Annotated in this window: 20 protein-coding genes; 9 read left to right on the top strand and 11 right to left on the bottom strand. The window is 69.7% G+C overall.

Features of this window, described 5'->3' with window-relative positions:
* Nucleotides 1–66: 66 nt before the first annotated feature.
* From RM788_RS19530 to RM788_RS19545, 4 genes are read right to left on the bottom strand one after another with little or no spacing between them, the layout of a single operon-like run.
* On the bottom strand, nucleotides 67–300 hold the full coding sequence (locus RM788_RS19530) for a hypothetical protein (protein ID WP_315933125.1): 234 nt from the start codon (nucleotides 298–300) through the stop codon (nucleotides 67–69).
* Nucleotides 297–1202 carry a ParB N-terminal domain-containing protein gene (locus RM788_RS19535; RefSeq protein WP_315933126.1) on the bottom strand — a complete coding sequence of 302 codons (906 nt, stop codon included), beginning with the start codon at nucleotides 1200–1202 and terminating at the stop codon, nucleotides 297–299. Before RM788_RS19535 ends, RM788_RS19530 begins: the two co-directional genes overlap by 4 nt.
* Nucleotides 1199–1465 carry a WXG100 family type VII secretion target gene (locus RM788_RS19540; RefSeq protein ID WP_315933127.1) on the bottom strand — a complete coding sequence of 89 codons (267 nt, stop codon included), beginning with the start codon at nucleotides 1463–1465 and terminating at the stop codon, nucleotides 1199–1201. Before RM788_RS19540 ends, RM788_RS19535 begins: the two co-directional genes overlap by 4 nt.
* Nucleotides 1456–5088 (bottom strand): FtsK/SpoIIIE domain-containing protein, encoded by a 3633-nt coding sequence (locus RM788_RS19545; protein ID WP_315933128.1) that lies wholly within the window; start codon nucleotides 5086–5088, stop codon nucleotides 1456–1458. The genes RM788_RS19540 and RM788_RS19545 overlap by 10 nt, the downstream gene beginning before the upstream one ends.
* A 329-nt stretch (nucleotides 5089–5417) precedes the next feature.
* On the opposite strand from RM788_RS19545, the gene RM788_RS19550 reads away from it, so the two are divergent.
* Both RM788_RS19550 and RM788_RS19555 read left to right on the top strand, forming a co-directional pair.
* On the top strand, nucleotides 5418–6068 hold the full coding sequence (locus RM788_RS19550; protein ID WP_315933129.1) for a hypothetical protein: 651 nt from the start codon (nucleotides 5418–5420) through the stop codon (nucleotides 6066–6068).
* A gap of 35 nt (nucleotides 6069–6103) precedes the next feature.
* Complete coding sequence (locus RM788_RS19555) at nucleotides 6104–7249, top strand: glycoside hydrolase family 3 N-terminal domain-containing protein (RefSeq protein ID WP_315933130.1); 1146 nt, start codon at nucleotides 6104–6106, stop codon at nucleotides 7247–7249.
* 281 nt (nucleotides 7250–7530) lie between these two features.
* On the opposite strand, the gene RM788_RS19560 is transcribed toward RM788_RS19555, so the two are convergent.
* The 4 genes from RM788_RS19560 to RM788_RS19575 all read right to left on the bottom strand — a co-directional run bounded on the left by RM788_RS19560 (nucleotide 7531) and on the right by RM788_RS19575 (nucleotide 10213).
* Nucleotides 7531–8949 (bottom strand): alpha/beta fold hydrolase, encoded by a 1419-nt coding sequence (locus RM788_RS19560; RefSeq protein ID WP_315933131.1) that lies wholly within the window; start codon nucleotides 8947–8949, stop codon nucleotides 7531–7533.
* A 106-nt stretch (nucleotides 8950–9055) separates the two neighbouring features.
* Nucleotides 9056–9325: a hypothetical protein gene (locus RM788_RS19565; protein WP_315933132.1), complete on the bottom strand. Its 270-nt coding sequence runs from the start codon at nucleotides 9323–9325 to the stop codon at nucleotides 9056–9058.
* Nucleotides 9322–9657, bottom strand: coding sequence for an ArsR/SmtB family transcription factor (locus tag RM788_RS19570; RefSeq protein ID WP_315933133.1), 336 nt, complete (start codon nucleotides 9655–9657; stop codon nucleotides 9322–9324). The genes RM788_RS19565 and RM788_RS19570 overlap by 4 nt, the downstream gene beginning before the upstream one ends.
* Before the next feature lie 301 nt (nucleotides 9658–9958).
* A complete protein-coding gene (locus tag RM788_RS19575; RefSeq protein WP_315933134.1) occupies nucleotides 9959–10213 on the bottom strand; it encodes a hypothetical protein in 255 nt (84 codons plus the stop codon).
* A 120-nt stretch (nucleotides 10214–10333) separates the two neighbouring features.
* On the opposite strand from RM788_RS19575, the gene RM788_RS19580 reads away from it, so the two are divergent.
* The 3 genes from RM788_RS19580 to RM788_RS19590 all read left to right on the top strand — a co-directional run bounded on the left by RM788_RS19580 (nucleotide 10334) and on the right by RM788_RS19590 (nucleotide 14956).
* On the top strand, nucleotides 10334–10894 hold the full coding sequence (locus RM788_RS19580; protein WP_315933135.1) for a hypothetical protein: 561 nt from the start codon (nucleotides 10334–10336) through the stop codon (nucleotides 10892–10894).
* A gap of 74 nt (nucleotides 10895–10968) precedes the next feature.
* Complete coding sequence (locus RM788_RS19585; protein ID WP_315933136.1) at nucleotides 10969–11748, top strand: ArsR/SmtB family transcription factor; 780 nt, start codon at nucleotides 10969–10971, stop codon at nucleotides 11746–11748.
* A gap of 1099 nt (nucleotides 11749–12847) precedes the next feature.
* Complete coding sequence (locus RM788_RS19590) at nucleotides 12848–14956, top strand: putative bifunctional diguanylate cyclase/phosphodiesterase (RefSeq protein WP_315933137.1); 2109 nt, start codon at nucleotides 12848–12850, stop codon at nucleotides 14954–14956.
* Here the strand turns inward: RM788_RS19590 and RM788_RS19595 are convergent.
* A complete protein-coding gene (locus RM788_RS19595) occupies nucleotides 14946–15200 on the bottom strand; it encodes a hypothetical protein (RefSeq protein ID WP_315933138.1) in 255 nt (84 codons plus the stop codon). The two genes, RM788_RS19590 and RM788_RS19595, sit on opposite strands and share 11 nt — an antisense overlap.
* A gap of 135 nt (nucleotides 15201–15335) precedes the next feature.
* On the opposite strand from RM788_RS19595, the gene RM788_RS19600 reads away from it, so the two are divergent.
* Together RM788_RS19600 and RM788_RS19605 are read left to right on the top strand one after the other, a co-directional pair.
* Nucleotides 15336–16481 (top strand): sensor histidine kinase, encoded by a 1146-nt coding sequence (locus RM788_RS19600; protein WP_315933139.1) that lies wholly within the window; start codon nucleotides 15336–15338, stop codon nucleotides 16479–16481.
* Nucleotides 16469–17146: a response regulator gene (locus RM788_RS19605; RefSeq protein WP_315933140.1), complete on the top strand. Its 678-nt coding sequence runs from the start codon at nucleotides 16469–16471 to the stop codon at nucleotides 17144–17146. Before RM788_RS19600 ends, RM788_RS19605 begins: the two co-directional genes overlap by 13 nt.
* A gap of 41 nt (nucleotides 17147–17187) precedes the next feature.
* Here the strand turns inward: RM788_RS19605 and RM788_RS19610 are convergent, their stop codons facing one another.
* Nucleotides 17188–18165, bottom strand: a complete 978-nt coding sequence (locus RM788_RS19610) for an aldo/keto reductase (RefSeq protein ID WP_315933142.1) — start codon at nucleotides 18163–18165, stop codon at nucleotides 17188–17190.
* Between the two features lie 171 nt (nucleotides 18166–18336).
* On the opposite strand from RM788_RS19610, the gene RM788_RS19615 reads away from it, so the two are divergent.
* Both RM788_RS19615 and RM788_RS19620 read left to right on the top strand, forming a co-directional pair.
* Entirely contained in the window at nucleotides 18337–18855 is a 519-nt protein-coding gene (locus RM788_RS19615) for a MarR family winged helix-turn-helix transcriptional regulator (protein WP_315933143.1), read from the top strand.
* A 33-nt stretch (nucleotides 18856–18888) separates the two neighbouring features.
* Complete coding sequence (locus RM788_RS19620) at nucleotides 18889–19620, top strand: phosphodiesterase (protein WP_315933144.1); 732 nt, start codon at nucleotides 18889–18891, stop codon at nucleotides 19618–19620.
* Here RM788_RS19620 and RM788_RS19625 read toward each other — a convergent pair.
* A complete protein-coding gene (locus RM788_RS19625) occupies nucleotides 19612–20223 on the bottom strand; it encodes a TMEM175 family protein (protein ID WP_315933146.1) in 612 nt (203 codons plus the stop codon). The two genes, RM788_RS19620 and RM788_RS19625, sit on opposite strands and share 9 nt — an antisense overlap.
* Between the last annotated feature and the right edge of the window lie 32 nt (nucleotides 20224–20255).

Genomic DNA, 20255 nt, shown 5'->3' on the forward strand with positions numbered 1-20255 from the left:
GCCTGCCAACGAAAAGCTCGTCGCCCACGAGTCAGCGCGAACAGGTCGGGCGAACCGGCCAGTTCTTCACACATCGCAACGGATCGCCCGCAGGGCGCGCAGGACCGAGTCGACCGCCTGGTCCGCCTCTTGCAACGCCCGGAGGGCACCGGCGGTCTCCGTGTCGATCACGGTCACGACCTCGGAGCGGAAGGTGACCGAGCCCTGGTCCCTCCAGTCCTGGGCCAGCCGCCGTCCCGCGAGGTCGAACACCGATCGCGCGGTCGCCAGGGCGGATGCCGTCGCGGCGAGGGCGCTCATCGGCGTTCCCGCACCAGCGCGGGAAGTTCGTCGAAGCCCAGCCGACGGGCGGCCCAGATGCGGTGGTTGCCTCCGATGACGGTGTAGCGACCGTTCTCGCGGACGAGCTTGAGGCACGAGTCGCCGAAGAAGGCCTCGAAGATCCTGAGGTGCGAACCGATGTCACCCGTGAGGTTTCGGGCTTCGTCCAGGGACCGCATCTCCTCCCGGCCCGCACCGGCGCGAACAGCGGGGAGGACGACGCTCTCCAACCTGGTGAGCCCGGCCCGCATGTCGGCCAACGACACCTTGCCGAAGTCCAGCGGGCCGCTGACGACGTCGTCCACGCCGTCGATCTCCGAGAGCGGCACCAGGACCTGCCCTCCGGGGGCCGCCCAGGTGTCGGCAACGGGTGCGGCGGACGCGGCACCCGACCCACCACCCGCCGGGTGGTGGCCGAGTGGGGCGGACGTCCCGCCGCCGATCCAGTTGCCCAGCACGGCCGCGAACGCGCGGCCCGCGCGTTCCACCTCCTGCCACACCTGCCTGAGTCGCGCGATCCCCCTGTCGCAGCTGGTGATGGCGACCCGACTTCGAGCCCCGACAGCGCGCTTCGCGTCGTCCAGCACCCGTACGAGGATCCGTTGCTGGGCACGCGCTTGGTTCAGCCGAGCGGCCTCGTCCGACAAGCGCTGCCGGGCCGCTGCGAGCGCGTCCTCGTCGCGGGGGTCCACCGCCCGCAACGCCTCGGCAGCGGCCGCGTGGTCGGCGACGCACCTGGCCACCGCGTTCGCCACCACGAGGCGCAGCTGGCCGTCCCGCACCAGCAGGTCCTGTTGCGCCTCCACCAGTCGGGTCCGGTGCACGGTGAGCACGGCCGCCATCGCGATGAGCGCGTCGGGATCGCCGGAGAAGCCGTTCACCGCTTCGACAGGTTCCGAACGTCCTGGGCGAGTTGCCTCAGGTGCTTGGCATGCAGCGCCAGCACTTCGGACTGCTGCTGCATCGCCCGGACCACTTGGCGCACCTCGTTGCGGAACCGCTCGGTGCTCGAATCGCTGAACCCCGTGAGGCCGCCGATCGTCGCGTTCACCGAGCGCGCCTCGTTCACGAGCGCGGTCTGACTGCGGGTCAGCGCGCTCGCCGCGCGTTCGAGCTGTTCGGGGTCGTACTGCACTAGCGCCATTCCATGCTCCGGTCCTGTTCGGCGACCGAGGTCGCGGACAACCACTCCAGCGGGGGCACCGGGAACGGGCGCACCGTCTCCAACCTGTTGTCATCCGGTTCGTGCACGAGGGCGTAACCGTCGCCGAGCCTGCTTGCGGCGGCGGTGCCCAGCACGCGCTGGGACGTGTCCGCCGAGCACTGGCCGATCATCCGGATGCCGAACTCCGCGAAGGAACCCCCGCCGAGCCTGCGTTCCAGGGTTTCGACCGAGTCGACGTTGACGACCACGTGCACCCCGTAGTCCGGGCCGTCCTTCAACACCGAAAGCAGGTCGTGCCGAACCGTGCCCTCCTCGGCGTAGGTGTTCTCGTCGCCGAGATCACGGGCTCGGTTCAGTGCGCTGATCACCAGCACCAACCGCGGGGCGCGGGTGTCGTCCTCCTCGACCCGGCGGCGGACCTCGTTCGCCACCCGCGACACCGTGGCGGCGAGCTTCACCCTGCGGACGAACGTGACCTGGGGCAACCAGGCGGACGCGTCGAAGAGCACCTCCCCGTGGTCCTCGTCCTCGCTGAGGCAGTCGACCACGACGACCTCGGGGGCGGGTGTGGTCGACAGGCAGCCGGTCTTCAACGCCACGACCAGAGCCCCGATCCCGCGCTCGGCGTCGCGGTCCACCACGGCCAGGTGGCTGCCGGCTCGGCGCCGCAGGTCGATGGCGCCGGAGCCGCCGATCGCGACCGGCAGACCCAGGTGCAAGCGGATTCGCTTGCGGTCCACCGGTCCTCGCCCACTGGTGAGGGCGACCACGTCGTCGTCATCAGCGACGCCGATGATCCGCGTGCCGTCGAAGACGAGCGGCCGCCGGGTGAACCCCGACTCGTCCGCCCGCTGCCGCTCTTCCGCGATGACGGCCGTGCGCCGGGCGTCGTCGGAGATGGCGACCTGGAACTCCTTGTTGCCCGACAGGTGACCCGCGTCCTCGTTGTAGATCGCCAGTCCCGGTCGGCCGAGTCCCGCACCCGCCGGGTTGTCGTCCGCCAGGAACAGCCTTGAATCGGCTTCGTTGGTCTTCAGCACGATGCGCACCGCGACCTGGTCGAGCGTTCCGCGCAGCAGGTTCATCGCCCCGTGACCACGCAGGGTCTGCGTGCCGAGAACGGCGTGCACGCCGAAAGCCCGCCCTTGTCGGACCAAGTGGTCGAGGTGCTGGGCGCACTCGTGGGCGATGGCGTCATCGTCCGCGAAGAGCACTTGGAACTCGTCCACTACCACCACGACCCTGGGCAGCGGCTTCCCCGTGTTCTGCCGGTAGGTCCGGATGTTGTCCGCCCCGCCGCCGTCCTTGCCGCGGAACAACGTGCCGCGGCGGTCGATCTCGGCGCGGAGACCTCGAAGCACGGACAGGCCGAACTCCCGCTCGCTCTGCACCGCAACCACTTTGGCGTGCGGGAGCGCGAGATCGGCGTAGGCCCTGAATTCGACCCCCTGCTTGAAGTCGAGCAGGTAGAGCTCCAGCTCGTCCGGGGAGTACCGCCGCACGGCCGAGGTGATGAGCGTGTGCATCAACGTCGACTTGCCCGAACCCGGCAGGCCGCCGATGAGGACGTTCTGCCGGAGTCCCCGTCCCAACTCCAGCTCCAGCAGGTTCCCCCGACCGTGGATCCCGAGCGGCACGATCACCCCGTCGGCGCTGTTGGCAGTTCCGTCGTCAGCGGACTGCAGCGTCGCCGTGTCGATCCGGACCTCCGCCGCGGACGCGGACGCCGCGAGGTACCCGGTCACGATGCGTTCGGCGGCGGAGGCGTCGAAGTCCATCAGGTCGCAGGGAACGCAGGGAACCGCGTTCTCGACGATGCCGGTGCCCAGGATCGTGGCGTGCGGCCGCCCACCGTGGCCGAGCACCCGGTACTGCCCCGGTAGGAGGTCCGGGTTCCACCAGTGCGGAAGGCTCCCGTTCGGCGAGGAGACCAGGACCGGGTAGTGGTGGTTGGGCCGCACCGACGTGTGGACGGTGTCGGCCATCAGCGGGTCGGTCACCACGAGGACCTGGATCCCCAGCCTCTTGCCGTTCTCGGCGATCTGGTGGAGCCTGCGCGCGTTGTCCTCGGTGAAGCCGTTGGGGTACCCCGTGACCACGACAATCTGGTTGGGCTCCGCGAGACTCCCGGCGACCATGTTGTAAGCCGCCAGGTCGGCGTGGGTGTCCCGGAGGCACTGCTGTTCCAGCTTGGCCATCCGGTCGCTGACCCGGCGGAGCGCGGCGGTGATGTCGTCCGACTCGACGTGCACCGCGCCGTCGATCATCGACTTGTCGCCGTCGAGCATCCCCAGCAGCGGCCCTGCGCTCTTGCCACGACCCGACGGGTCGATCCAGGTCAGCCTCAGCCGCCCCGGCAACGCGCGTGACATCTGGTCCAGCACGATCGCCCTCGCGGCCCGTTCCGCCGCTTCGTAGGTCAAGCCCCTGCCACCGGTGAGCAAGGTGGCGCTGGCCCGGAAGCAGTTCGACTCCGGCAGTCGCGCCCAGGAGGCGTCGGCGACGGGGTCCAAGAACCACAGCGTTCCCCAGGGGGACACGTCGTCGGAAAGTCCTGACCCGATGTAGTCCTCTTGCGGTCGCAGCGGGTCGTCCGCGGCGACGTTGTGCAACGCGTGCTCTTCGACGCGCGGGCGCAGTCGACGCAACCCGGCCGACCGCTTCGCGTGCACCTCCTCCGCGCGTTCGACAGCCGCCTGCACCTGGTGGTTCCACTCCATGAGCAGGTCGTGGGCCTCACCCTGGATCTCGTCGTCCGGGTTGCCCATCACCAGCTTCCTGAACGGTCCGGCGGCCCGGTAGTCGCGCCGGTAGCCCAACAGGTCCCGCATGCACGCGGTGTCGATCCCGACGTCCTCGAACCTGCCCAGAACCCAGTCGTCCACTTCGCCGTTGGCCAGCGCCGAACCGATCTGCGTCGTCGCCGACCTGAGCTCGGTCTCGCGCCGCTCGGCCGCCACCAGTTCCGCGTGGGTGCGCGACATGGTCTCGACCACGGCGATGGTCGCCAGGTTGGGGAAGGTGAACTCGGCGACGCCCTGCTCGCCCACGTCCCCCGCGGGCGCCGCCTCCGACAGCAACGTCCACACGGCATCGGGCGCGTTCAAGGCATGAGCACCGAGGCTTGCGGTCGCGAGGCGTTCGACGCCCTCGTCGTCCAGCACACCGCCTCCGGTCTGTTCCAGCATCTCCTGGATCGGTCGCCCAACACCGAAGACAGCGCGGTGCACGGCCATGTCATCCGGAAGTGGCGCTCCCAGGTTCTGCAGGTGGTTCGGCAGGTGGAATCGCACACCTGTCGTCACCGGACCATTTTCCAGCAGGTCGGGTCGCGCAAGATCGGAAATCTCGGCAAGGCGCTCACGCGGAGTTTTGAGCCTGCGCAGGATGTCCAGGAAGTAACGCGTCGCGAAAGCCATTTGCAAGTACGAGTCGGGATCTCCGAGAAGGTCGGCGGAACCCGCCTCCATCGCGGAACGCCAACTGCTCGCGAGCACTTCCTCCGACGCGGAGCTGTGGTCCAAGCGCACCTTGCGCAGCGCTCCGATCAGCTCCAGCACGATGTCGCCCAGCGTCGAACGCGGCCACGCCGAGGTAGGCACGAATGCCGAGAAGGAGACTGGCAAAGATATCTTCGCTTGCGTGGCGACCGGCATGGCTCTCCCGTGGTGCGTGGACTGCACGGGGAGTCGATCCACATCGGTCGAACGTTAGCCGAATCCGCAAAACGACCACTAATTGTCCTTCTTCCAAAAAGTGGACAATTGGTGGACACGGTCCCACATTCCACGAAATTGTCCTATCCTCGAACATCAACCACACCCGCGAGGCAGGAAAGATTCGGATGGCACAATTCTGCGCGGCCTGCACCTGCCGACTTCCACCTCCACCGACCCCTTGTCCGTGCACGACCGCGGTACAAAGGCGTCCGGTGAACTCGGACACCCGCGGGTCCCGACCTGCCCGACGCCGCGGAGCGCGGCTGCGGGAACGGCAGTCGCGGCGGATGCTGCTGATGATCGGTGGCAGCGGTGCGTCGGTCCTCGCCCTGGTCATCGGGATCGCGATGGCGGCATCCGGCAACGGGGCGGGCACAACGCGCGGTGCCGCGATGGGCGGACAAGCCGTCCAGACCGGCGGGTACACCGCGACCACGCGGACGTACCCGACCACCACGAGGCCGACGACGCCCACGCCCACCGACCCGCTCCGTGCACTCGTCGAGATCACCACCGCCGACTTCCCCCGGTTGAAGGCGCAGGCGACGGGATCGTGGATCGCCCAGATCAGCTCGAAGTCGATCGGGCTCGTGGCCGACGGCAAGACCTACGGGGCCGCGGACATCCTCGCCGACCACCAGAAGCTGCGTGCCGCCTACGCGGGCGCCGGTCTCCTCCACACGGACGAGTGGCCGAGCTTCACCTCACCCGGGTACTGGGTCACCGTGGCGGGACCGCTGCATCCCAGCGCCCAGGCGGCCAACGCCTGGTGCGACCAGAACGGCTTCCCGGTCACGGAGTGCTTCGCCCGGTTGATGACCTACGAGGACGTCCCCTACCAGAAGACGGTGCACCGCAAGTGAGTCGACGGGGCAAGAGCCTCTCGTCACGGCTCCTGATGATCACGGTCGGTGCCCTGATCGCCGCGGCGGTCTACCACGACCCCGACACCGACTCCGGCTCGTCCGGGGCCGTTCCGGTCGGTGTGCTGCCACCCGGTGGCGGTGGCACCGCCTTCGGCCCGGCGATACCGCGTAACCAGGTGTCCCCGGCGGTCGACCCGTGCGCGGCGACGATCGCGGGCATGCCGCTCCGGCGGCGGGTCGCCCAGTTGGTCCAGGTCGGCGTTCGGGCGGAAGAGGAGTCGGACGCGCTGACGGCGGCATCCGAGCAGGTCGGCGGGATCTTCCTTGCGGGCGACGCGACCGGCCTGCTCACCTCCGGCCGAATCGCCGAGGTGAAGGCCATCACGAAGCTGCCGCTGACCGTGTCGGTCGACGACGAAGGCGGCCGTGTGCAGAGGGTCGACGAACTCGACGGCGACATCCCGAGCGCCCGTCGGATGGCCGCCACCATGTCACCCGTGCAGGTCCGCGTCCTGGCCAAGGCACGCGGTGAAGCGCTGCGGACAAGGGGCGTGACGATGGACCTCGCACCGGTCGTGGACACCAGCTCGCAACCCGACCGGGCCGTCATCGGCGATCGCGCGTTCAGCTCCGATCCCGCCGTGGCTCGCGAATACGCGGCGGCGTTCGCCTCGGGCTTGCGCGATGCGGGCATCCAGCCCGTGCTCAAGCACTTCCCCGGTCACGGCAACGCCATCGGCGACTCCCACGCGGGCTTGGCCACCACGGCACCGCTGACCGACCTGCGCGCACAGGACCTGGTGCCCTACCGCGACATCGGCGCCTACGGTGACATCGCGGTCATGGTGGGCCACCTGGACGTCCCCGGCCTGACCGATGGGGCTCCGGCCTCGCTGAACCCGGCCGCGTATCGGCTGCTGCGCGACGAGTTCGCCTTCGACGGCGTGGCCATGACCGATGATCTGGGTGCGATGAGAGCGGTGACCGACCGCGTCGACCTGCCCGATGCGGTGCTGGGCGCGATCTCGGCGGGTGCGGACGTGGCGTTGTGGTCTTCCGGAGGCCGCGTGGACGAGGTGCTCGACCACCTCGAACAAGCGGCGACCACGGGACGGTTGACTCCCGACCGGCTGAGCGAGTCGCTGCACCGCGTCCTGCGTTCGAAGGCCGTCTGCTGATCGCGGTCCGACCCCGGAAGCCGACACCGCTCGGCAACCGCCCGAAAAATCGTCCACAAAGGATTCGGAACGAGTCCCGGCGATGTCGAACCCGGACGCTCCAGCTCACACAGGGCGGGCATCCTCCCGACCGCTTGTGTTCCACGCATCCGGGAGGATGCCTGCACTCCGGATGACGCGCTCGATGCGCTGCTACAGGAGGCCCAGCGCAAGCTGCGGACCCCATGCGGCGATGTGCCCGCAGCATGTGGTGGAGGACCACGCGGACGACGCCGGATCGGTCACGCGGGTGGCGGGACGGCGGGGCAGTGGAGGGCGGGGGTGGGGGTGGTGAGGGTCAGGAGGTAGGTGTCGGTGGTGGTGCGGGTGCAGGTGTTGCGGTTGTAGACCTGGTGGCCCCAGCCGTCGTAGGTGAGCAGGACCGTGGTGTCCGCGGACTGCTGGTGGACGTTGGTGGGCCAGGAGTACGGGGTGACCGGGTCGTGGGCTGAGTTGAGGATGAGGATGGGTGGGGCCTTGGTGATGTGGAGGTGGTGCTGGGGGTTGGTGGCTGGTGGGAGGCCGATGCAGCCGACCGCTGGGTCGTGGGCGGTGGCGCGGTGCATGTGGGGTGCGGCTTGGCGTTCCAGTGCGGTGAGGCGGGCCAGCTCCGCTTGGTCGGCGGGTCTGATCTGCCAGTCCTGGCAGAAGACCGCCTGGAGCACGCCGATGTTGGGCGGGTCGGTGGGAACGGTTGGGGTCGGGGGTTGTTCGGTGAGGTCGCGCAGGTAGGCAGCTAGTTCAGTCCACTGTGGATTCTTGAGCAGTTTCACGGTGTTGGCCAGGATCTTGGCGGTCGGTTCCGACACTTCGCCGCGGTCGGCGCGGGCCAGGAGGTCGTTCCAGGTGGATGTGGTGTCGTGGTCGTGGAGGGCGCACGACGGCGTGCCGGAGCACCAGGTGGTGAACTGGGTGAAGGAGTCCTCGGCGGTGATCGCCTCGGACACGAGGAAGTCCTCCGTGCCCAGGCTGTGGTCCATGGTGGCGCTGATGACCATGGCCCTGAGGTGGTCGCCGTAGCGCTCGGCGTACTGCTCGCCGATGAGGCTGCCGTAGGAGTGGCCGAAGTAGGTGATCCGCCGCTCGCCCAGCGCCCGGCGGAGCGCGTCCACGTCCTGCACGACCGACAGGGTGTCGGCGTGGTCGAAGACGGGGCCGCTGAGGGAGCGGCAGTCGGCGCGCAACTGCTGGTTGTAGGCGGCGACGCGGTCGAACTCCACCTGATTGGCGGGGAAGGTGGAGGGGCGGGCGGCGAGCAGGTCCTTCGAGCAGGTGATGGGGCTGGTGCGCTTCACGCCGCGCGGGTCGAAGCCGACGATGTCGAAGCGGGCCAGGACCTCCGGGCTGAAGTAGGTGGAGGCGCGCAGGGCGAAGTCGACGCCCGAGTCGCCGGGACCACCGGGGTTGACCATCAGCACGCCGATCCTGCGGCTCTGATCCGCGGCCTTGACGCGGACCAGTGACAGGTCGAACCTCGCGGCCGACGGGTGCGTCCAGTCGACCGGGAGGCTGAGGGTTCCGCAGTCGGCGGACACCTGGTCGCACGACGTGCTCCAGGTGATCGACAGGTGTTCGGGGCCCGCGGCGACCGGGGCCGACGGGGACGCGGCCAGCGCGGCGGCGAGCAGCACGAGGAGGCCCGACTTGCGTTTGAGCAGCACGGAATGCTGTCCTCTCCGGGAAGGAGTGATCCGATGAGACTCGCCCTTGGGCGAGGGGGTGCTTCTTCGATCCGGGCCGTCGAGTAGCCGCTCGACGGCCCGGAACCTATTCGACCTCCTTGAGGATCCTTTCGACCGAGTGGACGCGGGACTGCATGTCCGCCAGGCGTCCGTCCAGGTCCGCCAGTTGCCGTTCGGAGTTCTCCTGGGCGGTGACGACGCGCTCGACGAGCGCGCGGTACTCGTGTTCGCGGGCCAACGCGGCCTTCGCGCGCCAGGTGACGGCGAACTGCCAGATGCCCACCGTGATCACCGCGGTGAGGAGCACGAAGACGCCGATGACCGCGATGACCTCCTGCCACTGGTGCCAGTTCATGACGGTGTTCCCCTCTCCTCGACCGCCGGTGCGCTGAGGGACGTGGCGGCGCTCGCGATGGTGGCCGGTGTCAGGTGGACCGCGAAGGCCGTCACCTCGTAGAACTTCATGGCCTTCCCGTCCTCCGACAGCTCCAGTTGCCCCTGCACCAGGCCCGCCGCCTCGAGCTTGCGGAGGTGGACCTGCAGGAGCGCCCGGCTGATGCCCAGCTCCCTGGCCAGCCTGCTCACGTAGTCGCGTTCGCGCGCCAGCGCCGCGACGACCCGGAGCCGGTGCGGGTTGGCGAGCGCCGCCAGCATCCGCACCAGCTCGTCCCCCGTCGGGTCAGTCATAGCGAAACCCAGCACATGCCAACAAACGCTAGCAGGTGTCGAACGGCGGCCACCACCCCTCCCTCCTGCCGCGAATCCGCCCGGTCCACGATTCCCGATCGAGTGGAAGATGTTGTTGTCGCTAAATGTATTTCCACACCGAACGGGTTATTCGAATCGGTAACGCGGCGGCGCGCAACGGCGACATAGCGCTCAGACCGCAGGCACGATTTCAAGGACGAAAGCCTGTCAGCGGTACTGAAACCGCGCGGTACCGGAAGGTGCCGCGCGATCTCTGCGCGGAGGATCGATGGTCGTCTCGTCAAGCGGACTCATGGATGAGCTCAAGGCACTGCGCCGTGGTCGCGGAGTGCAGGCCCCAGGTATCGATCGGCTCGTCGGCCCCGCATTGCGCGAAGCGTGCGGTATCGGCGATCTCGACGGCGCCGAGGTCGTGCGGGAAAAGATCGGCACCTGGGTTTCCGGACTCGTGCACGCGTTCCCCGAGGACCTCCGGCTGGCCGTGACGACGCCGCTCGCCCTGAACGCCGACGCCCAGCACGCGTTCCTCGCGCACCGCGTCCAGTGGCTCGCAGACCTGACGCGGCGGGACTCCCGAACGATCAGGCGCCGCGTCGACGACGGGCTCACCCGCCTCGTGGAGGCGGCATCGCGGCCGGTCCCGCCGAGGCCCGAGGTGTCACGGGACGGCTGGCGCGTCGAACGCGTCCAGGTCCTGCTGCGCCTGGACGGCCCGGTTCCGCTGTGCACCGAGCGGTGGACGGTCGTGGCCGAGCGGGACGGTGTCGACCGGATTCCGTGGCCCGTCAGGAGCGAACTCGCGGGCGAGCACGACGTGCGCGTGGCGAGCGGGGCATTGCTCACCGGCACCGACTGGTCGCCGATGAAGCGGCGGGAATTCTCCTTGCGCTTTCCGCGGCCGCTTGTCGCCGGGGAGTCGCACGAGTTCTCGTTGGAGATCCGGATTCCGCGAATTCACCCCGTGAGGCCTCTTCACATCTTCCGCGCTCCTCGCCATTGCTCCGAAATCGACCTGGTCGTGCGCTTCGACGTCGATCGCCTGCCCTGTTCGGTGGGTCGGGTGGGGTCGGAATTCGACGGTGACGACTCCGGCCCCGTGACCGTCAATCCGGTCGGCGAGGTCGAGATGTCCTTCCGCAACGCGCTTCCCGACCGTGATTGCGGAATCCGGTGGGCGCCCGATACGCGGTCGCACCTGGAGCGGCGCACCGGCTGATCCTCGCGGTCATCCCTCTTGACATGCACCCCATCGGCTGCCTATGTTTCGGGCAGCCGAAAGGGTGCATGTTTGTGGACGAGGTGTTCAAGGCGTTGGCCGATCCGAGCAGGCGCAGGTTGTTGGATCGGCTGAACGTGCGCAATGGGCAAACTCTGCGAGAGTTGTGCGCGGGGCTGGACATGGCGCGGCAGTCCGTCAGCAAGCACCTGGCGGTGCTGGAGGGCGCCAACGTGGTGACGGTGGTGTGGCGCGGGCGGGAGAAGTTGCACTACCTGAACGCCGCGCCGATCAACGCGATCGCCGAGCGCTGGATCCAGCAGTACGACCGGGGGCGGGTGCGGGTGCTCGCCGATCTGACCAGAGCATTGGAGTCCGAGTCGATGGACAAGCCGGAATTCGTTTACACGACCTACATCAACACGACGTCGGAGGACCTCTGGCGGGCGTTGACGGATCCGGAGTTCACCAGCCGGTACTGGGGCGCGACGTTCGAGTCGGACTGGACGCCGGGGTCGGAGATGAGCTGGACCGAGAACGGCCTGAAGACCTCGGATCCGGGGCAGGTCGTGCTGGAGGCCGAGCCGTACAACCGGCTGTCGTACACCTGGCACACGTTCACGCCGGAGTTCGGCGAGGTGAACGGGATGAACGCCGAGGTGGTCGCGGCGATGGCGGAGGAGCCGCGATCGAAGGTCACGTTCGACATCTCCCCGCACGGGAAGCTGGTCAAGCTGACCGTCACGCACGACGGTTTCGAGCCGGAAAGCACGGTACTGGCAGGCATCACCGAAGGCTGGCCGGTCATCCTGTCTAGCTTGAAGTCGTTGCTGGAGACCGGAGAAGCGCTCTAGCCCCCCAGTCGAGTCAAGCAGTGAGCCCCGGCCAACCACCACGGTGGTAGGCCGGGGCTCACTGCTGCGCGACGACCGACGTACGCAAACCACCCACCACAACGACAGCCAGTGCGGTGACCGGTGGCGCCGGGGCGTGGGGGCGGTGCCGCGAGGGAATCACTCCGAGACGCACGAAACCCGGCGAGGATCACGGTCACCGCACCAGCCGACCTGCCCTCAACCACCTACCGAGCGCTCCACCGACCACAACGGCACCCAACCCGACCGCCCGACCACCACCCACCGAGCAGCACTCGACCGCCGTGCGGCCGGCTTGACTTGGGGTTTTTGGGCCTACAACTTGTCGGCGGGCATCTCCACCACCTGCCTCTTTAGCCCGACTAGGCCCAAAAAGGGGCCCCAAGTCAAGCCGGCCGCACCCGGAGATCCTGGATCCGTCACCGGCGACCCAGCACGTCACCCCAGCACGGCACGTCACCCCAGCACGGCAGCACGGCAGCACGGCAGCACGGCCCCCACCCCCACGCACCACGAATCAACGCATTCCCCCCAATTGCGGATGCGCACCCCATCGATTTCGTGATTGACCCAGTTGTACCATGCAGCCTCCGCGATCGGACTGAAATCATCGGAGTGCTCGCAACGTGCGATTCGTCGAGTGCCCAAGCCGTACCCGTGTCCCCCGATTCCCCACTCCCGTACCGCGCATTGGTCGAACCACCCCTGACCACGCGCTCACCCGCTCAGGCGCACCCCGTTCCGTAACACCGTTTCCCTCTAGAGCCCTACAATCCCCGACAATCTCAAACACAACACCCCGAGTTCCAGTTGAAACCACACCCGAACCACCCCTCAATCCACCCTCAAACCCATCCCCACCTGCGGTGGAACGATTCCGGAGCGGAATAACGGTACAGTCACGGCGAGTCCGCGAAAAGAGGTCTCCACCTGCGGTGGAACACTTCGCTATTGGCCAGCAACCCAGTACGCGGGTACCTTTTTGCTCGGCACGCGTATGAACACCGAGGTGCACCTTGGAATCACTTTTCCTTCCGCATGCTATGCAAAGCGACGACGACCGCTCCGGTGCGCCCTGGTGACGGCCCCGCTACCGGAGTCCGTTATCCCCGCGGCGCTTCCGGTCACCCGATCGCCGCAACGGGTCAAGCTGGTCCGGACGTGGGCGAATTCACTCGGGACCTCGGCTTACATTCCACTGGAGCCCGCCGAGTTCGAACTCCGGCTGACCGGCGTCGTCGACCGGATGGTCGACGTGCTGACGCGCGACCCGTTCTCCTCAGAGCGGGCGCACGAGGACGGCGGTGACCTGGTCCGGTGGGGGTGCACCGGGCCGGAGAGCCTGCAGATCACGATGGAGGTGCTCGACCGCGGGCTGCCCGCGCTGCCGGAACTGCCGAGCGGGCTGAGGTTCGCCGAGCGGTTGGTGCTGCTGCTGGGCGCGCTGGCCGCCGGGTACACCGAGCAGGTGCGGATCGTGACGCTGGAACAGCAGGAGAGCATGAGCCAGGCGCTGCTGAAGTCCCTCAACGAGACGCTCGGCCGGATGCGGTCGGTCGAGGCGGAGTTCGACGACGTGCTGGAGAACTCGGTGAACGGGATCGCGCTCACCGACCGCGAAGGCGCTTTCCTGCGCGCCAACGAGAGGCTCGCCGACATCCTCGGGTACGCCGAGGGCGAGCTGGCCGGGTCCACCCTGTTCGACCTGGTGCTCCCGGAGGAGTCGAAGTCGCTGCGCGACGGGTACGCCGCGCTGGTGGCGGGTGCACAGCGGCGGGTGCACAGCGAGCAGCGGCTGGTGCGCAAGGACGGCGACAACGCGTGGGCGGCGATCACCATGACGGCGCCCGCCTCCGGTGATCCCGGCGGCCGGTTCGTCGTGGTGGTGGAGGACCGCACGGAGCTGAACCTGCTGCACGGCCAGCTCAACCACCAGGCGCTGCACGACATGCTGACCCGGCTGCCGAACCGGCAGTTCTTCTCCTCCAGCCTGGAGCGGATCGTCCGGCACGCCGCGCCGTCGACCGGGATCACGCTCTACCACCTGAACCTGGACGCGTTCTCGCTGATCACGCACGGCCTCGGCCGCCGGGTCGGCGACCTGCTGCTGGACAGCGTCGCGCACCGGCTGGAGTCGCTGTTCGCGCGGGAGAAGGCGATGGTCGCGAGGTTCGGCGCGGACGAGTTCGCCGTGCTGGTCGAGAACTCGCCGACCACGCCGGACGCGGTGAGCACCGTGCGCATGATCAACGAGGTGCTGGCCGAGCCGGTCTACCTGGACGGCCACGCCGTCGCCTCGCCCGCGAGCATCGGGGTGGTGGACCGGCCGCCCGCGGGCCTGGACGCGGCGAGCCTGCTGGAGGCCGCGGAGATGTCGCTGGCCAGGGCGAAGCGCAACGGGCGCACGCAGTGGGCGCTGTTCGACCCGTACCAGGACGCCCGCGACCGGGAGATGTTCAGCCTCGCCGTGTCGCTGCCGGGCGCGTGGGAGAACGGCGAGCTGTCCGTCGAGCACCGGCCGCTGGTGCGGCTGGACGGCGGGGAGGTCGTCGGGCTCGACGCGCTGCTGTCGTGGCAGCACCCCTACCGGGGCAGGCTGCCGCACGCGCGGTGCGCCGAGCTGGCCGAGCAGACCGGGCTGATCCTGCCGCTGGGCAACTGGTTGCTCGGTTCGGCCTGCGCCGCGCAGGCGCGCACCCGCCTGGAGGGGCTGGACGACGGCACACCGCTGCACGTCGGCCTCACCCCGAACCAGTCGTCGGACCCCGACCTGCTCAGCCGGGTGCTGGGCGTCCTCGACGACACCGGGCTGCCCGCGAACCGGCTGTGGCTGGGGATTCCCGCGTCCGCGCTGGCGCAGGAGGGCGGCGAGGCGGCGGAGAACCTGCGGCTGCTGGCGAGCGCGGGCGTGGCGACCGAGATCCTCGACTTCAGCACCACCGGCGGCGACCTCGCGCACCTGGAGGACCTGCCGGTGCGGGCGGTGCGGATCGCCCGGTGGATGGTGCGCAGGCAGGCCCAGGACGTGCGGGAGGACTCGCTGGTCGCGTTGGCGCTCAAGGAGATCCTCCGGATCGTGCACGGCGCGGGCACGACCGTGATCGTGGACGGCGTCGACACCGAGGGGCAGGCCGACCGGTGGCGCAGGCTCGGCGCCGACCTCGCCCAGGGGGAGTTCACCGGGTAGCGGTGGGTGGATCGTCCGGTGACCGCTTCGCGCCCGCCGCGAGGAGCAGCGCGGCGCCGAGCGCGGCCACGGCGAGGTTGGCCAGGAGTTCGTGGCCCGCCAGGAAGTCCAACCTCGGGATGACGACCCGGTTGACGAGGTTCAGCGCGAACGAGAAGAACGGCTGGACCGCCAGGTGGTCGACGGTGCCGCTGACGCCCTCCACCAGGAGGACCAGCCCGAGGAGTTCGACGGCTTTGCGCATGTCCCGACGCTAGGGGCGGCCACCACGGGCGCGGATCGTCCCTCCGGATCGGGCCGCTCGTCCGCAAGTACCCGAACGCCGCGACTTAGGTATCGATCACGGGAGTTCCGCCCGCCCGGTCGGTACGTTCGGCCCATGGACGGAGCGACGCGCCCGCGCGGCACGCGGGACTGGGTGGTGGACTCCGCGCTGTTCCTGGGTTCCGCGCTGTTCGGCACCGTGGTGGCGGCGGGGCGCGTCTCGGCCTGGGAGATGCCGGTTCCCGAGTGGCTGTTCGACGTCGACCTGGTCGCGTGGGTCATCGGCACCGCCGGGCTGTGGGTGCGCCGCCGGTGGCCGGTCCCGTTGGCGCTGCTGCTGATCGCGCTCTCCACGTTCTCCGAGCTGAGCGCGTTCGCATTGCTGGTCGTGCTGTTCACCGTCGCCGTCCACCGGCCGCCGCGCGTCACGATGGCCGTGTTCGCGCTCTGCCCGGCGGCTTCCGCGACCGCCGCGCTGGTGCGGCCGGAGCCCGACATCCCGACGGTGGCGCTCGTCGTCTTCGGCGTGGTGCTCCAGGGCGCGGTGGTCGCCTGGGGTCTGGTCGTGCACCACCGGCGGCAGCTGATCCTGTCGCTGCGGGACCGCGCGGTGCGGGCCGAGACGGAGGCGCACCTGCGCGCCGAGCAGGTGCAGCACGACGTGCGCGAGGACATCGCGCGGGAGATCCACGACGTGCTCGGCCACCGGTTGTCGCTGCTGAGCGTGCACGCGGGCGCGCTGGAGTACCGGCCGGACGCGCCGACCGAGGACATCGCCCGCGCGGCGAAGGTGATCAGGGAGAACTCCCACCAGGCGTTGCAGGACCTGCGGGAGGTGATCGGCGTGCTGCGCGCCCCGGTCGGCGAGATGCCCCAGCCGAGGTTCGCGGACCTGCCGCTGCTGGTGGCCGAGTCGGACCACCCCGGAATGCGGGTGGCGCTGCGCTCGGACGTCGAGGGGGACGTGCCGGACTCCGCGGGGCGCACGGTCTACCGGATCGTGCAGGAGAGCATGACCAACGCCCGCAAGCACTCCCCGGGGTCCGAAGTGGACGTCCGGGTGTCCGGCGCGCCCGGTGACGGGTTGACCGTGGAGGTGAGCAGCGGCACGCCGACCACCGCGCCCGCTCCGCGTTCGGGACCGGGGCGGGGATTGCCCGGCCTGGCCGAGCGGGTGGCCATCGTGGGCGGCACGCTGGAGCACGGGTGGACCACCGACGGCGGGTGGCGGGTGGCGGCCTGGCTACCGTGGCCGCCGTGAGCGAACCGGGTGTGGTGCGGGTGCTCATCGTCGACGACGACCCGCTGGTGCGGGCGGGTCTGGTGATGATGCTGGGCGGTGCGCCCGACCTCCGGGTGGTCGGCGAGGCCGGTGACGGCGCGGAGGTGCCCGCGATGGTCGACCGGCACGCGCCGGACGTGGTGCTGATGGACATCCGGATGCCCGCCGTGGACGGGCTCGCCGCCACCGAGGCGGTCCGCGCCCGGCCGCGGGCGCCGGAAGTGCTGGTGCTGACCACGTTCGACGCCGACCGGCACGTGCTGCGGGCGCTGCGGGTGGGCGCGGCCGGGTTCCTGCTCAAGGACACTCCGCCGTGGGAGATCGTCGACGCGGTGCGCCAGGTCGCCAGGGGCCTGCCGGTGCTGTCGCCCGCGGTGACCCGGCGGCTGATCGCCCGCGTCACCGAGACCGACCACGACGAGCGCCGGGCCGCGGCCGTGCGGCGGCTGGCGTCGTTGAACGCGCGCGAACGCGGGGTCGCGCTGGAGGTCGGCCACGGCCGGTCGAACGCGGAGATCGCCGGGCGGCTGCACATCGGCGTGCCGACGGTGAAGACGCACGTGTCCAGCGTGCTGACCAAGCTGGACCTCAACAACCGGGTGCAGGTCGCCTTGCTGGTGCACGACGCGGGGTGGCTGGACTGAGGCGGTGCGGGCCCGCGGTGGACCACGGCGGGCCCGCACGGTCAGAACGCCTCGGCGGCGTGCGGGACGTAGTGCTCCTCCAGCAGGCGGATCTCGTCGTCGGACAGCGCCAGGTCGACCGAGGCCACGGCGTCGGTCAGGTGGTGCGGCTTCGTGACGCCGACGATCGGGGCCGTGACGGCGGGCTTGCTCAGCATCCACGCCAGCGCGACCTGCGCACGGGGGACGCCGCGCCCGTCCGCCACCGCGGCGACGGCCTCGACGACCTTGCGGTCGGTCTCCTCGGTCTGCTTGTACAGCGTGCCGCCGAAGACGTCGTTCTCGCTGCGCTCGGTGGTGACGTCCCAGTCCCTGGTGAGCCTGCCGCGGGCGAGCGGGCTCCACGGCAGGACGCCGACGCCCTCGTCGAGGCAGTACGGGTGCATCTCCCGCTCCTCCTCGCGCATGATCAGGTTGTACTGGTCCTGCATCGAGACGAACCTGGTCCAGCCGTTGAGGTCGGCGACGTGCTGCATCCGCGCGAACTGCCAGGTCCACATCGAGGACGCGCCGAGGTAGCGGACCTTGCCCGCGCGCACGAGGTCGTGCAGGGCCTCCATGGTCTCGGTGATCGGCGTCCTCGTGTCGTAGCGGTGGATCTGGTAGAGGTCGATGTAGTCGGTGCCGAGCCTGCGGAGGCTGGCGTCGACCTGCGTCATGATCGCGCCGCGGGACAGCCCCGCGCCGTTGGGGCCGTCCGCCACCCGGTTGTGGACCTTGGTCGCGATGATCACCTCGGAGCGGTCCGCCAGTTCGCCGAGGAGCTTCCCGACGATCTCCTCGCTGGAGCCGATCGAGTACGAGTTGGCGGTGTCGAACGTCGTGATGCCCGCGTCCAGCGCCTGCTTGACCAGTGGTCGGGCCTCTTCGATCCCCATGGACCACGAGTGCGTGCCCCGTGCCGGGTCGCCGTAGCCCATGCAGCCGAGGACGATCCGCGACACCGCCAGTCCGGATCCGCCCAAGCGCAACTGTTCCACCACGTGCCTCCAGTCGGTCGTTCCGCCGCGACCGCGCCTCAGGAGAGGGCCGCGCGCACGGCGGTCACCACCTTTGTACCCAGCGGTTCGATCCCGCGCATCGCGTCGCCGTCCGCAGTCGTCACGACAGCGCAACAAGTTGACGCTTCAACTTTGATGTACCCTGCACGTGTGACCGCAGAACCGTCCCGCTGGCTCACGGCCGCCCAGCAGAACGCCTGGATAGCCTTCAGCGGCGTGCTCATCAAGCTGCCGTACGCGCTGGACGCGGACATGCGCGCCAACGCGGGGTTCAGCCACTTCGAGTACCTGGTCATGAGCGTGCTCTCCGAGACCGTCGACCGCTCGCTGCCGATGAGCAGGCTGGCGTCGCTGACCAACGCCTCGCTGTCGCGGATGTCGCACGTGGTCACCCGGCTGGAGAAGAAGGGCTGGGTCAGCCGCTCCACCGGCGTCGACAACCGGCGCATCACCAGGGCGAACCTCACCGACGCCGGGTTCGCGCTGCTCGTCGAGGTCGCGCCCGCCCACGTGGAGACCGTGCGGCACCTGGTGTTCGACGCCCTGACACCGGAGCAGCAGGAGCAGTTGGCCGCGATTTCCGCCCAGGTCCTCGAACGGCTCGACCCCGGTGGCGAATGGCCGCCGCACGAGACCCGACGGGTCGCCGCGCCGGAGTCGGACGCCTAGGGTCACGGCAACGGCCTCGACAGGAGTTCCACTGTGATCACGCTGGCGCACCTCAGCGACATCCACATCGACGGCAGCGGGCGCAACGAGGCCCGTGCGCGGAAGGTCGTCGACTACCTGGCGGCGCTGCCCGGCCGCGTCGACGCGGTGCTGGTCACCGGCGACCTGACCGAGGAGGGGCGCCCGGTCGACTACGGGACCGTCCGCGAGATCGTGGCGCCGCTGGACGTCCCGGTGCTGTTCTGCCCCGGCAACCACGACGAGCGCGAGGCGTTCCGGCGGACCCTGCTCCGGATCGGCGGCACCGGTCCGGTGAACCAGGCCGTCGAGGTGGCGGGCGCGTCGATCCTGCTGCTGGACTCGGTCGTCCCCGGTGAGCCGGGAGGCGCGCTCGCCCCGGAAACCCTGGCCTGGCTGGACTCCGCGCTGTCCCGATCGGACGGTCCGGCGTTCGTCGCGCTGCACCACCCGCCCGTCGCGCTGGGCATCCCCGAGCTGGACGCCATGCGGCTGGGGAACCCCGACGACCTGGCGCACGTGCTGGCCCGGCACCCGCGCGTCGTCGGCGTGCTCTGCGGGCACGCGCACACGGGCGCGGCGTCCACGTTCGCGGGCCTGCCGCTGCGGGCCGCGCCGGGCGTGAAGAACACGACGCTGCTGCCGTGGGAGCACGACGGCGACATCACCCGGCACGACGCCCCGGTGGGGCTGGCCTTCCACCTCCACGCCGACGACGTGCTCACCACGCACTACCGCTCACTCTGACGCCGCGGTCCTCCCGCGCACGGCCCGGCTCACGAGCGGGGCCAGCAGGAGCAGCAGCAGCGCGTAGTAGTTCACCGCCGGGATCTGCGCCAGCAGGAAAGCGATCACCAGGAGCGCGGTGGGCGTGAGCAACCGGATGAGCGTCCTCGCGGTGAGCCCCTCCTCGTCGCCGCCGACCTCCGGGTTGCCGTGGATGATCAGCGCGATGGCGAACAGGCACACGCTGCTGGCCAGGATCGTGCCGATGTAGAGCGACGTGGTGAACCGGTCGTCGCTGTACGAAGCGGTCATCTCGGTCGGGAACGGCAGGAAGACGATCGTCAGCAGCCACACCAGGTTCCACAACACCAGAGCGGGCGTGTACGCCTTCACGCCCTGGAACATCCGGTGGTGCGTCACCCAGTACTGCGCGATGACCGCGAAGCTGAGCAGGAAGCTGAGGATCTGCGGCCGGTGCTCGGTGATCACCTCGATCGAGGGCCGGTGCTCGGCCACCGCCTCGGGCACGATGTCCACCAGCGGCAGGACCAGCAGCGTGATCGCGATCGCCACGACCGCGTCGGTGAAGAGGACCAGCCGGTCCGGGTCTCGGGTTGTGCTCACGGCGGCAATCTAACCCGCGGGTCGGGAGGGGC

This window comes from Umezawaea sp. Da 62-37 (assembly GCF_032460545.1).
Taxonomy (GTDB): Bacteria; Actinomycetota; Actinomycetes; order Mycobacteriales; family Pseudonocardiaceae; genus Umezawaea.

Bases quoted from the DNA above. Each gene is read 5' to 3' on its own strand.
- RM788_RS19530 (WP_315933125.1), bottom strand. From the start codon at position 300: ATGAGCGCCCTCGCCGCGACGGCATCCGCCCTGGCGACCGCGCGATCG.
- RM788_RS19540 (WP_315933127.1), bottom strand. From the start codon at position 1,465: ATGGCGCTAGTGCAGTACGACCCCGAACAGCTCGAACGCGCGGCGAGC.
- RM788_RS19555 (WP_315933130.1), top strand. From the start codon at position 6,104: ATGATCACGGTCGGTGCCCTGATCGCCGCGGCGGTCTACCACGACCCC.
- RM788_RS19565 (WP_315933132.1), bottom strand. From the start codon at position 9,325: ATGAACTGGCACCAGTGGCAGGAGGTCATCGCGGTCATCGGCGTCTTC.
- RM788_RS19570 (WP_315933133.1), bottom strand. From the start codon at position 9,657: ATGACTGACCCGACGGGGGACGAGCTGGTGCGGATGCTGGCGGCGCTC.
- RM788_RS19595 (WP_315933138.1), bottom strand. From the start codon at position 15,200: ATGCGCAAAGCCGTCGAACTCCTCGGGCTGGTCCTCCTGGTGGAGGGC.
- RM788_RS19600 (WP_315933139.1), top strand. From the start codon at position 15,336: ATGGACGGAGCGACGCGCCCGCGCGGCACGCGGGACTGGGTGGTGGAC.